Here is a 12,114-nt window from a genome sequence, read left to right on the forward strand (position 1 = left end):
CTCCCTTACAGCTTGATCTCGATGTTGACGTCCGCAGGCAGATCGATGTGCATCAGGGAATCCACGGCCTTCGGGGTCGGGTCCACGATGTCGATGAGGCGCTTGTGCGTGCGCATCTCGAAGTGCTCGCGAGAATCCTTGTACTTATGAGGAGAACGGATAACACAGAAAACGTTCTTCTCGGTCGGCAGCGGAACGGGGCCAACAACAGTTGCGCCCGCGTTCGTCACCGTTTCGACGATCTTCTTCGCCGATTGGTCGATGACCTCGTGGTCATAGGACTTAAGCCTGATGCGGATTTTCTGTCCCGCCATTGCCGTCCGCCCTTTCTAGCGATTCGTGTACTGGTTTCCAGCCTGCTTCTTCAGGGCACCGGCGCGCATGGCCTCCCTTGGACATACGTCCTCTGGCGGTCATCCGACATCAGTGCACGGCACCACGAATCGCACTGCGATCCGCCGGCCCGTGCTCGCTTTGTTATTTCCAATGTGCGAGCCCAAATCAGGCAACTTGAGTATCTAATCACCGGCCTTGGACGAGCGCGCCCCCGCGACACGCCGTCACCGTATAAGGCAGGCTCATGCCGTCGTCACCGCCAGCACGGCGACGAAGACCAGCAGGGTGGAGACCATCTCGACCATGCCGGCGACGACCGGCTTCACCCGTCGGCGCGAACCGATCCACGGCAGCGTGACCGCGCGCGCCAGCAGCCAGACCGCGGCGAGCTGCGCCCACAGGAACCGCGCGCGCATCCACGCGCCGGGTCCGAGTCCTGCCGCCGCGGACCACACCCACCAGGTCACGCCCGCGAACAGTGCCGCATGCCATGCGATCGATGCGACGAGGTACGCGCGGCTCCCCCGCTCGCGGATCATCGTCTTGACGAACAGCACCGAACCGAACTGCGTCACCGCGAACACGGCCGACATCATCACCGCCGTGGACGGCATCATCGCATGCAACGGATTATGCGCCCCATACGAGGCGACGACCGTGGCCATCAGCGACGAGGCGAGCACGGCCACCGCGTTGCCCCACAGGCTGCGTTCGCGCCTGAACCATGCGGCGAGGAACGAGAGCGCGGCCAGCACCATATATAAGGGAGCCCAGCGCAGTATGCCCGGATTGACGATGATGAATGGAATCCCGAACACGGCCAGCGCCGCCCCATACCCCGCCACGGGCATCCGGTACCGCCGCGCGAACTGGGATTTGAGCCACCGCGCCGCGACGAACTGCACGCAGTAGCACAGCGCCCACAGCACCACCAGCCACACGGAATCCCGGGTCGGACCTCCTGCGACAAGCCCGGCCGCCGCGGGCGCAAGCGCCATCACCCACGCTCCCGGCTGGTCGGGAATCCAGTCCCGCACGCCCGTGGCGCGGGACTTTGCGGGAGAGCCGACGGGAGATTTCACAGGGGCCTTCACCGGCTTGGGCACATCACTCATACGCCCAGTCTAACGGCGCTAACGGCGCTACCGGCGCAGGCGGCGCATCGCGCGGGCGGCGGCCTCGTGGGCGGAGCCCGCGCCGTTGCCGCGCACGCCGAAGGCGACGAGCAACACCATGACGAAGCACAGCGTGGCGGAGATGCGCAGCGCCCACTGGATGCCGGCGATGTTCGCGAGCGTCGCGGACATGCCGCCCGCATGGTACATGGCGGTGAACGTCTCCATCAGGATCACGAGGATCGGCGCGCCCATCGCGCCCGCCACCTGACGGGCCGTGTTCGTCACGGCCGAGCCGGCGGAGATACCGGAGGGCTCGAGGCAGTTGAGCGACCACGTGGTGATCGGCATCAGCAGCGACCCCATGCCGATCTGACGCACGAACTGGCAGATCGACACCCACCAGATCCACGTGTCGGACGAGATGAGGCTCATGCCGATCGTGCCGACGGTGAGCATGATCGCGCCGAACAGGGCGACGGGCCGCGCGCCGAAGCGGTCGAGCGCCTTGCCGCCGAACAGCTGGGAGATGCACTGGCCGATCGCGCCGGGCAGCATGATGAGGCCGCTCATCGTCGCGGAGTAGCCACGGTCGTTCTGGATGTAGAGCGGCATGATCACCAGAATCGAACTGAACGCGAAGAACGCGAGCGACGCGGTGATCGTGCCTACGGTGAACGAGTGGTTCCTCAGCACGCCCAGGTCGAGCAGCGCCGGCTCGGGCCTCTCCCCGCGCACGACGCCCTCACGGTAACGGCGCGAACGGCGCACCTGACGCGCGACGAACCAGATGATGCCGACCACGCCGACGAGCATCGACGCCCACACCATCGGATGCGTGAACGGATAGTTCTCGATGTTCGTGAATCCGAACATCAGTCCACCGAAACCGAACACGGACAGGGCGACGGAGAAGAAGTCGGCCCGCGCGGTCGCGTCGTTCTCGCCGAAATCATGCAGCCACAGCACGGCGGCGACGAGCGAGAGCGCACCGATCACCGTGAGCGTGAGGAAGATGGAACGCCATCCGTTCGCGTCGGTCTGCAGGCCGCCGAGCGTCGGGCCGATGGCGGGGGCGACGCTCATCGCGATGCCCACGGTGCCCATCGCGGCGCCGCGGCGCGACAGCGGGAATATCGAGAACACGGTGATCTGCAGGACCGGCCACATCACGCCGGTGCCGACGGCCTGCAGCACGCGGCCGGCGAGCAGGACGAGGAACGTGGGCGCGAGCCACGCGCACACGGAACCGAGCGTGAACACGATCATCGACGTGATGACGATCTGGCGCGTGGAGAAGCGGCGCGTGAGGAACGCGGTGAGCGGCACCATCACGCCCATCACAAGCTGGAACACGGACGTGAGCCACTGTCCGGTGGTCACATTGATGCGGAATTCGTCGACGATCGACGGCAACGCGGCGGACAGCTGGAGCTGCGTGAAGTTGCCGACGAACGTGATGAACGTGAGGATGGCGAGCGAGACGAACGCCGTGTGCGTCAGATGCCCGTCAACGTATGATTCCTCACGCGTGAGCGTGCGCTTCGATCCCAGCTTCGTCACCATATGCCGCATACTTCTTCCCGTGCGATTCCCGAGGGGATTCGGCCGCCGTCGACCACGATGCGGCTCCCCGAAAGCACGCGAATACGCTATACCCAGCCGTGCCCAATCCACACGCAATCACGCTGTGAGCGAGGTCACGGCGGCGGATGCGGGAATCCGCGACATCTTCCTTGCCTCGCCGGAGGCGGTCATTTATATTACGGAATCGTGAGCGAACTGAAGGGCAAATCGATCGAACCGATCCACGATCACCGCGCGAACGTGCTCTACCAGCACGGCACGCTCGCATTGCTCGTGCCAGGGCTGCTGGAAGGCACCACGACGATGGGCGAACTGCTCACCCACGGCGACACGGGCATCGGCACCGGCGAAGGGCTCGACGGCGAGATCATCGTGCTCGACGGGCGCGCGTGGAAGGTGGGCCGCACCGGCGAGGTGGAGGCCGTGCCCGACGATCTGACGCTGCCGTTCGCGAACATGCACCGGGCCGCGTTCCAGTACCAGTGCGAACGCAGCGACATCGGCCTGGAGGAGCTCAACCGGCGCATCGTCGAGGCGAACGGACGCGCGAACACGTTCTTCGCCGTCATCGTGCGCGGCACGTTCAGCTTCATCAAGACGCGCGCCGTCATCAAACAGCAGGCACCGTACCCGACGCTCGAGGAGGTCGCGGACCGGCAGGCGATCTTCCTCGGCCACGACGTGCGCGGCACGATGCTCGGCTACTTCTCCCCCGTCATGTTCCACGGCGCGGCCGTCGCCGGATTCCACGAGCATTTCCTCGCCGACGACCATTCGATCGGAGGCCACGTGCTCGACGCGGTGCTCGAACGCGGCGAAATCCTGAGCCAGGTGTTCGACACGATGGTCACGCACCTGCCCGTCGACAATCCTGACTACCGCAATCACGACTTCACCCGCGACAACATCGCCGAGGCGATCACCAACGCGGAAGGCGACGTGAAGGCGGACTGAACCAGACCGGCCGGCGCGTGCGCGCCCGCGGCGTCGCGGCACGCGCGCCGGCGGAACGTCGCGCCGGAACCGGCGTCCCGCTCGTGACCGGCCTAGCGTATACTGTCTGCGATTCGACCGCAACCGCGAGACAGAGGACGAGAGAGATGAGCGACAACGAAGCCGGAACGACGGCGGAAGCGCGCGCCGACGCCATGACGGCGACGGCGACCGACGCACCGGCCACCACCCCGCCGGACGACCCGACCACCGGCACCGAGAAGCATACGAGGCACGCACTGCACACGAACCTCAAGCGCGGCATGGAGGCGCGGCATCTGCAGATGATCTCGCTGGGCGGCGTGATCGGCACCGGTCTGTTCCTGAGCTCCGGCTACACGATCCAGCAGGCGGGACCGATCGGCACGATTCTCGCCTACGCGATCGGCGCGGTCATCGTGTACCTGGTGATGCTCACGCTCGGCGAACTGTCCGTAGCGATGCCGGTGACCGGCTCGTTCCACGTGTACGCGGAGAAGTTCATCGGACCGGGCACCGGCTTCGTGATCGCCATCCAGTACTGGCTCACGTGGACGGTGGCGCTCGGCTCCGAGTTCACGGCGGCCGGCCTGCTCATGCAGCGGTGGTTCCCGCACACGCCCACATGGATATGGTCGGCGGCGTGCATCGCGCTGATCTTCACGCTGAACGCCCTATCCGTGCGGTTCTTCGCCGAGGCGGAGTTCTGGTTCGCCTCGATCAAGGTGTTCGCGATCTGCGCGTTCATCCTGATCGGCACGCTCACGATCTTCGGCATCATCCCGATGAAGGGGTACACGCACGCGCCGATGTTCGACAACCTGTTCAAGGACGGCGTCTTCCCGAACGGCTTCATGCCCGTGTTCGCGACGATCCTCACCGTGAACTTCGCGTTCTCCGGCACCGAGCTGATCGGCGTGACCGCCGGCGAGACGCGCGACCCGGAGAAGGCGGTGCCGAAGGCGATCCACACGACGCTGTGGCGCCTGGTCCTGTTCTTCATCGGCTCGATCGTGGTGATGAGCGCGCTGATTCCGTGGCGTCAGGCGGGCGTGGGCGAAAGCCCGTTCGTGCTCGTGCTCAACTCGGTGGGCATCCCGTACGCGGCGGACATCATGAACTTCGTCGTGCTCACGGCCGTGCTCTCCGCCTCGAACTCCGGCCTGTACGCCTCGACGCGCATGGTGTGGTCGATGGGCCACGAGGGCATGATCCCGCGCTGGTTCGCGAAGACGAACCGCCGCGGCGTGCCGATGCTGGCCCTGTGCGCGGCGATGGCCGGCGGCCTGCTCGCACTGCTCTCCTCGGTGGTGGCGGCCTCCACCGTGTACCTCGTGCTCGTGGCCCTGTCCGGCCTGTCGGCCGTGGTGGTGTGGATCGCGATCGCGTACTGCCAGATCGTGTTCCGCCGCCGCTGGGTCGCCTCCGGACATACGGCCGCGGAGCTCAAGTACGCGACGCCCGGATACCCGTGGACCTCGTGGGGCGCGTTCATCCTGTGCACCGCCTCGTTCCTGCTCGTGTTCTTCGACAAGGAGCAGCGGTTCGCGCTCGTGGCCGAGCTGCTGTTCATCGTCGTGTGCTATGCCGCGTACTTCGTGCAGAAGTGGTGGCGCGACAAGCATCCGGCGGCCGAGGTGCAGCTGCCGTAAAGCCGTGGATAACCGCGGATAACCGCGGATAACGGGCCGCGGCCCTGGAAGCCGTCGCGATTGCGACGGCTTCTGCGTTGGAAGGGGTACATTCCGGTTCCGTGGGACGCGTATCTGGCTTGTGAGGGGTACCTTTCCACGGATATTCCGGGTATGGGCCGCGCCATTGCATGCCGGCAACCGGGAATATCGCGTTGCAGGCACCCCTCGCAACGCAGATAAGTGTCGGCTCAGGAGAGGCGGTACCCCTCCAAAGCGATATGACCCTCCGTTTGCCGTACAGGGGCCGTATAGTGAAAGCGTGAACGGCTCTGCGAAGGTTCCAGGTGCTCCGGCGACCGCGACGGCGGCCGCCCCGGTGAAAAGCGGGCGGATCGCCGCCTGCGCGTTCGGCGTGGCCATGCTGCGCGTGTTCTGGTGGACGACGCTGGTCGCCGGCATCGCGTTGGCGGCGTCTCTTGTGACGATGTTGACGGCCTCATGGCCGGCCCCTTGGGTTCCCGACGGCTGGACGACGTGGCTCGCCGCGTTGGGCGGCGTCGTGGTGGTCGAATCGGTGGTCTTCTGGATCGGCATCGTCACCGTGTATCTCACGTCGGTGCAACTGGGGTTGAAGATCCGCGTGATCGGCGTCCTGTGCGGCTGGATCCCGATCGCGAATCTCATCGCGTTGCACCATATCATCCGCACCGTGGCGGAGGAGGTGCGCTTCGAATCGGCGAAGGAGCGGCTGGACCGGGCGCGCGCCGACGCACGCGTGTGCGCGACCCGCTACCCGGTCCTGTTCGTGCACGGCGTCTTCTTCCGCGATACGAAGGCGCTCAACTATTGGGGTCGTGTGCCGGCGGAGCTGGAGCGCAACGGCGCGGTCGTGTACTACGGCGAGCACCAGTCGGCGGCGTCCGTGGCGGACAGCGCGCGCGAACTGACCGAACGCATCCGGAGGATCGTCGAAACGACCGGATGCGGGAAGGCGAACGTGATCGCCCATTCGAAGGGCGGATTGGACATGCGCTACGCGATCGCGCGGTGCGGCGCCGGTCGGTGGGTGGCGTCGCTGACGACGATCAACACGCCGCATCGCGGCTGCGGGTTCGCGGACTACCTGCTGACGAACATCCCGATGGCGGTGCAGCGGCGCGTCGAGGCGGCGTACAACGCGGCCGCCTCGCATCTGGGCGACAAGCGGCCCGACTTCATGGCTGCGGTGCACGACCTCACGCAGGCGGGGTGCGCGCGGCTCAACGCGGAGATCGGCGATGCGGCGTTGCTGGAGGAGGGAGCACGTGCGGCGGCGGGTGGTGCGGCCGGCACGGTAACGGTGCCGATGCCTGGCAGTACGGCTGGTCTCGCGGTGCCGGCCGCGGCGGGACGCACGGCGGGTATGCCGGGGCTCGGTCCGTTCGCGGGCATCCTGTGCCGCAGCGTCGGATCGCGGCTCGCGCATGCGACGACCGGCAAGTTCCCGTTGAACTTCACGTACCCGCTGGTGAAATGGTTCGACGGGCCGAACGACGGGCTGGTCGCACGGCCGTCGTTCCCGTGGGGCGAGAGCTTCACCTGGCTGGAGCCGAACGGCGTGCGCGGTATCTCCCATGCGGACATGATCGACCTGAACCGCGAGAACATCCCCGGCTTCGACGTACGCGAGTTCTACGTGGGATTGGTCGCCGATCTGAAGCGCCGCGGGCTATGAGAGGCGACGCGAATACGCAAAAGGCCACCGCTTGTGGCGGTGGCCTTGGTGGTGGGCGATGTAGGAATCGAACCTACGACCCCTTCGGTGTGAACGAAGTGCGCTAGCCGCTGCGCCAATCGCCCATATCGCGCGTCGATGCCGCTCGTCCGAGCGAAACCGGCGTTTCGACGAAAAAACCGGCGGACGCCGGTTCCTTCTTCGAGTGGAGCTAAGGGGATTCGAACCCCTGACCCTCTCCATGCCATGGAGATGCGCTACCAGCTGCGCCATAGCCCCGTGTTTTGTTATGCACGCGTCTGCCGAAGCAGACACGTTCGTGGGCGATACAAGATTCGAACTTGTGACCCCTTCCGTGTCAGGGAAGTGCGCTACCTCTGCGCCAACCGCCCGGGTCATCTTCAGACCGAATCGCTTCGGCCTTCCGAGAGCGGACAACGGGACTCGAACCCGCGGTCTCAACCTTGGCAAGGTTGCGCTTTACCAACTAAGCTATGTCCGCAGTTGTTTGCTGCTCCGTGAAGCAACGAGTGAATAACTTACGCGAGTTTCCACCATCATGCAAATCGAGACGCCCCATCGGCGTGTCGCGCGCGATTCCTGGAGCTTCGCAGCACGTCTCCGTCATCGCGAAAACCGCACGAAATCGCCGATAATGACGCATGAGCGCCGTCTGAAGCGCGACTAGACTGAGTGACTGAACGCGATGGGACGCAACCGGGTGCAACCGGAGACCGCCGAACGACCGGGCGGGCGCGAGCGGCGGCATCGCGACATCGCGACATCGCACGGGAATCGCGCCACACACGCACGGAAGGAGACGCCCATGGGCAACGTGTTCGACTATGTGACCGGCGAACGACGCCCGCTCACCGATCCGGACGCGCCGTTCAACGAGGTCGACGCGCTCGTGTTCGCCTCGCTCTCCTACGAGGATGTGGCGCGGCTCTCCCCCACGCTCGCGCTCGACGAGACCAAAGGCAAGAGCAACGGCGGCCGCGGCGGCTCGTTCGCGGCCCGGCTGCGCGCGTTCGAGCCGCGCCACCCGTGGCTGTGGGTCAAGGGGCTGGTGCGCGAGCCGTTCGAATCGGTCACGCTCGCCGAGGCGGAACAGGCGCTGCATCGCGAGCTCACGGGCGCGGTCAGCGGTGACACCGACGACTCCGGCAGCACCGGCGGCGACGGCGACAGGAACGGCGACGACGCAGGCGATACGGGCGAGGCAGGCAATACAGGCAATACGGCCGGCGCGGCCGACACAGGCAAGCCGGACGTGCAGATGGTCGGTCTGACCGACCCGAACGAGACGCACGACTTCTTCGCCGCCGTGGCCGCCTCGCCGCGGTTCGCGGCGACGCGGCTCGGCGCGGTGGCCGAACACGTGAATCCAGGCGAGCAGACGCAGTTCGCGGCGATGACGTTCATGCTGCCCGACGGCAGGGATTGGCGCGGCCGCCCGCGCGTCAAGGAACCGACGCGCGGCGGCACGCTGGTCATCGCCTTCCGCGGCACCGACGATTCGCTCATCGGCTGGAAGGAGGACTTCAACATGGCCTTCCAGTACCCGGTGCCGGCGCAGCGGGCGGCGAGCGCCTACCTCGACATGGTGGCGCGGCTGTGGCGCGGGGACATCGTACTCACCGGACATTCGAAGGGCGGCAATCTGGCGGTGTACGCGGCGATGAACGCGGACGAGGAGGTGCGCCGGCGCATCCGTCACGTGTATTCGTTGGATGGTCCGGGATTCCCGCCGAACGTGGTCACGTCGCGGCAGTATCTGGACATCCAGCCGAAAGTGACGAAGATCGTACCGAGTTCGTCGATCGTGGGGCAGATTTTTGAGACGCCGGAGCCATGCCGCGTGGTCACGTCGGATTCGGACGGGATCATGCAGCATTTCTCGTTCTCCTGGCAGGTGGAGGGCGACCGGTTCGTGACGGAGCCGGATCTTGCGTCGAGTTCGCAGCTGTTCAACCAGTCGTTGAACGCGTGGATGGCCGGGTTGACGGTGGAGCAGCGCGAGCGCGCGGTGGATGCGCTGTTCGCGGTGCTGCATGCGAACGGCGCGACGACGTTCTCCGAGGTGATGGCCGGGTTCCCGGGGTCGATTCCGGCGATGATCGCGTCGATGCTGGGCCTGCCGGCGCAGGACCGGCGTCATCTGCTGGAGGCGGTGGCGATCCTGGTGCGCGCGACGATGGCGCGGCAGTCCGGCGGACAGTCCGCGCGGCAGTCCGGGAACCAGCCCAAGGAACAGCCCACGGAACAGCCCGCATAGCGCAGCGCTCGCCCCATGTCCTCTTATTGGTTATACTGTCTAGACAGATTGTCTAGATTGTTGACGGGAGGGACCATGTCACGACCACGCAGGGACTCGAGCATCCCACCGGCCAAGGAGCGCATGGAGAACGCGTTCTGGGGGCTGCTCGCCGACCGCGAGTACCGCCGCATCACCGTCACCGACATCGTGCATCGCGCGCAGGTGAACCGCAACTCGTTCTACTATCATTTCTCCGGACTGTCGGAACTCGCCGACGCCGCGATCCTCGCCGAGGTGCAGACCTCGCCGCTCATCCAGGAGGCGCCCGATCCGGACGCCGACCCGCAGGAGCAGTGGCGCAAACGCGTCACCCATTTCATGCATTCGCCGCGCGAACAGCAGCGTCTCGACCGCCTCGCCCTGCTCGCCGGGCCGCACAGCTCCCCCGAACTCGTCGAATCGCTGCATGATTTCGCGCGATTGTCGCTGATGCAGACGCTCGACCTCGACGCGGACCATCTGGACCTCAAGACCGATCTGCTGCTCGATTTCACGGCCGGCGGCCTGCTGTCGATCCTCAAACGCTGGCCGGAGCTGCGCCAGAGCGTCTCGATGGACGACCTGCTCAACGAGGACGTGGCCGTGCTCGCGATGGGCATCTACCTGTCCATGTCCAAGGAGAACATGCTCGCCTACTGGAACCGCATCTACAACAAGTAGGAGGGCGACGGCACCCCCTCAGACGGGCTTCGCCCGCCAGCTCCCCCTGAAGGGGGCGCAAGAGGTTGGACATGCGCCAGCCGGTTCCGCGCCCCCTGAAGGGGGAGCTGGACGCCGTAGGCGGACTGAGGGGGTGTGCGGTTTCTCACAGAGGGGAATCATCGCGTCATCATGGCGTTTCCCGCGTCGAGGCGACATCATGGAGACATGACGAACGAGACGAACGCAATGAACGCGACTGGCGACGGCACGATGCGGACGGACGGCGGACCGGCGCCGGCACCGGCGCCGGTCCGCATCGAACACGACTGCATCGGCGAACTGGCCGTACCGGCGAACGTGTATTGGGGCATCCACACGCAACGCGCGATCGGCAACTTCCCGGTCTCCGGCATCACCGATTCGGCGCACCCCGAACTCATCCGCGCCTACGCGACGGTCAAGCGGGCCTGTGCGGGCGCGAACGAGGAGCTGGGGCTCATCGACGCGGACAAGGCGCGGTTCATCCGCGAGGCGTGCGTCGAGATCGAGGGCGGCAAGCTCGCCGACCAGTTCCCGGTGGACGTGATGCAGGGCGGCGCGGGCACGTCGTCGAACATGAACATGAACGAGGTGATCGCCAACCGCGCGTTGGAGCTCGCCGGGCACAGGCGCGGCGACTACGCGTACATCCACCCGAACGACGACGTGAACGAGTCGCAGTCGACGAACGACACGTATCCGGCGGCGTGCAAACTGGCGCTGATCGACGCGATCCATCCGCTCGCCGAGGCGACGAAGCGTCTCGCGAAGGCGTTCCACGATCTGGCGGACAAGCACATCAACGACGTGACGCTCGGCCGCACGCAGCTGCAGGACGCCGTGCCGATGACCTACGGGCAGGAGTTCCACGCGTTCGCGACGCTGCTCAAATCCGATCTCGCCGGTTTCGAACGGCTCGTGCCGCAGCTCGCGCAGCTGAACCTCGGCGCGACGGCCATCGGCACCGGCATCTGCGCGGATCTGCGGTTCCGGCGCGCGGCGACCGAGCATCTGGCGCGCATCACCGGCCTGCCGATCACGGCGGCGCCGGACCCGGTGGCGGCGATGACCGACATGGGCGCGTACGTGTCGACCTCCGCGGCGCTGAAGAACCTCGCCGTGCACCTGAAGAAGGCGGCCGACGACCTGCGTCTGCTCAACTCGGGCCCGCGCGCCGGATTCAACGATCTGGACGTGCCGGCGCGTCAGGCGGGTTCGAGCATCATGCCGGCGAAAGTGAACCCGGTGATCCCGGAATGCGTGAACCAGTGCTGCTTCATGGTGTTCGGCATGGACGTGACGGTGAACTGGGCGGTGGCCGAGGGCCAGCTGCAGCTCAACGCGTTCGACCCGGTGATGGTGCACGAGCTGCTGACCGGCATGTCGCTGCTCACGAACGCGATGGACGTGTTCCGCGTCAACTGCATCGAGGGCATCGTCGTGCACACCGAGGTGGGGCGCGCACACGCCGAATCGACGCCGTCGATCGCGGCCGCGCTCAACCACTACATCGGCTACGAGCGGGGTTCGGCGATCGCCGCCGAAGCGGTGCGTTCGGGCCGCACGGTACGCGAGGTGGCCGGCGAGATGACCGATCTGCCGGCGGAGAAGCTTGACGAGATCCTCGATCCGATACGTCTGGCGCGTGGATTGGGTCAGACCTGCCGCGAGCACCGGGAGTAGGGAGATTCGGGAGTAGGGACCGGAACGACACCCCCTCAGTCCGGCAGGCACCCCCTCAGTCCGGCCTACGGC

8 protein-coding genes, 4 tRNA genes and 1 pseudogene are annotated in these 12,114 nt (G+C 66.3%); 6 read left to right on the plus strand and 7 right to left on the minus strand.

Annotation, left to right across the window (positions count from 1 at the left end; genetic code table 11):
- Nucleotides 1-5: 5 nt before the first annotated feature.
- The 3 genes from rpsJ to AC1AYX_RS07555 form a co-directional block, all read right to left on the minus strand.
- Nucleotides 6-314 (minus strand): 30S ribosomal protein S10, encoded by a 309-nt coding sequence (gene rpsJ, locus AC1AYX_RS07545; RefSeq protein ID WP_003827292.1) that lies wholly within the window; start codon nucleotides 312-314, stop codon nucleotides 6-8.
- Between the two features lie 264 nt (nucleotides 315-578).
- Entirely contained in the window at nucleotides 579-1,451 is an 873-nt protein-coding gene (locus AC1AYX_RS07550) for a YwiC-like family protein (protein ID WP_476502910.1), read from the minus strand.
- 27 nt (nucleotides 1,452-1,478) lie between these two features.
- Nucleotides 1,479-3,026 carry an MDR family MFS transporter gene (locus AC1AYX_RS07555; protein WP_476502911.1) on the minus strand — a complete coding sequence of 516 codons (1,548 nt, stop codon included), beginning with the start codon at nucleotides 3,024-3,026 and terminating at the stop codon, nucleotides 1,479-1,481.
- Nucleotides 3,027-3,224: 198 nt separating this feature from the next.
- On the opposite strand from AC1AYX_RS07555, the gene budA reads away from it, so the two are divergent.
- The 3 genes from budA to AC1AYX_RS07570 all read left to right on the plus strand — a co-directional run bounded on the left by budA (nucleotide 3,225) and on the right by AC1AYX_RS07570 (nucleotide 7,358).
- Entirely contained in the window at nucleotides 3,225-3,992 is a 768-nt protein-coding gene (gene budA, locus AC1AYX_RS07560) for an acetolactate decarboxylase (RefSeq protein ID WP_476502912.1), read from the plus strand.
- A 146-nt stretch (nucleotides 3,993-4,138) separates the two neighbouring features.
- Nucleotides 4,139-5,662 carry an amino acid permease gene (locus AC1AYX_RS07565; protein WP_476502913.1) on the plus strand — a complete coding sequence of 508 codons (1,524 nt, stop codon included), beginning with the start codon at nucleotides 4,139-4,141 and terminating at the stop codon, nucleotides 5,660-5,662.
- A gap of 301 nt (nucleotides 5,663-5,963) precedes the next feature.
- Nucleotides 5,964-7,358, plus strand: a complete 1,395-nt coding sequence (locus AC1AYX_RS07570; RefSeq protein ID WP_476502914.1) for an esterase/lipase family protein — start codon at nucleotides 5,964-5,966, stop codon at nucleotides 7,356-7,358.
- 49 nt (nucleotides 7,359-7,407) lie between these two features.
- Here AC1AYX_RS07570 and AC1AYX_RS07575 read toward each other — a convergent pair.
- From AC1AYX_RS07575 to AC1AYX_RS07590, 4 genes are all read right to left on the minus strand, one after another.
- Nucleotides 7,408-7,483: transfer RNA gene (locus tag AC1AYX_RS07575), tRNA-Val, on the minus strand.
- A gap of 81 nt (nucleotides 7,484-7,564) precedes the next feature.
- Nucleotides 7,565-7,637 (minus strand) — tRNA-Ala (locus tag AC1AYX_RS07580).
- A 41-nt stretch (nucleotides 7,638-7,678) separates the two neighbouring features.
- Nucleotides 7,679-7,750: transfer RNA gene (locus AC1AYX_RS07585), tRNA-Val, on the minus strand.
- Between the two features lie 37 nt (nucleotides 7,751-7,787).
- Nucleotides 7,788-7,860: transfer RNA gene (locus AC1AYX_RS07590), tRNA-Gly, on the minus strand.
- A 324-nt stretch (nucleotides 7,861-8,184) separates the two neighbouring features.
- Here AC1AYX_RS07590 and AC1AYX_RS07595 point away from each other — a divergent pair.
- The 3 genes and pseudogenes from AC1AYX_RS07595 (at nucleotide 8,185) to AC1AYX_RS07605 (ending at nucleotide 12,042) form a co-directional block, all read left to right on the plus strand.
- Nucleotides 8,185-9,679: pseudogene (locus tag AC1AYX_RS07595) on the plus strand (DUF2974 domain-containing protein).
- 32 nt (nucleotides 9,680-9,711) lie between these two features.
- The gene (locus AC1AYX_RS07600) at nucleotides 9,712-10,338 is read left to right on the plus strand and encodes a TetR/AcrR family transcriptional regulator (protein ID WP_476502915.1); all 627 of its coding nucleotides are present in this window, start codon (nucleotides 9,712-9,714) and stop codon (nucleotides 10,336-10,338) included.
- 252 nt (nucleotides 10,339-10,590) lie between these two features.
- Complete coding sequence (locus tag AC1AYX_RS07605) at nucleotides 10,591-12,042, plus strand: aspartate ammonia-lyase (RefSeq protein ID WP_476502943.1); 1,452 nt, start codon at nucleotides 10,591-10,593, stop codon at nucleotides 12,040-12,042.
- Nucleotides 12,043-12,114 lie beyond the last annotated feature (72 nt).

The sequence above is a fragment of the Bifidobacterium sp. LH_419 genome (assembly GCF_056356955.1).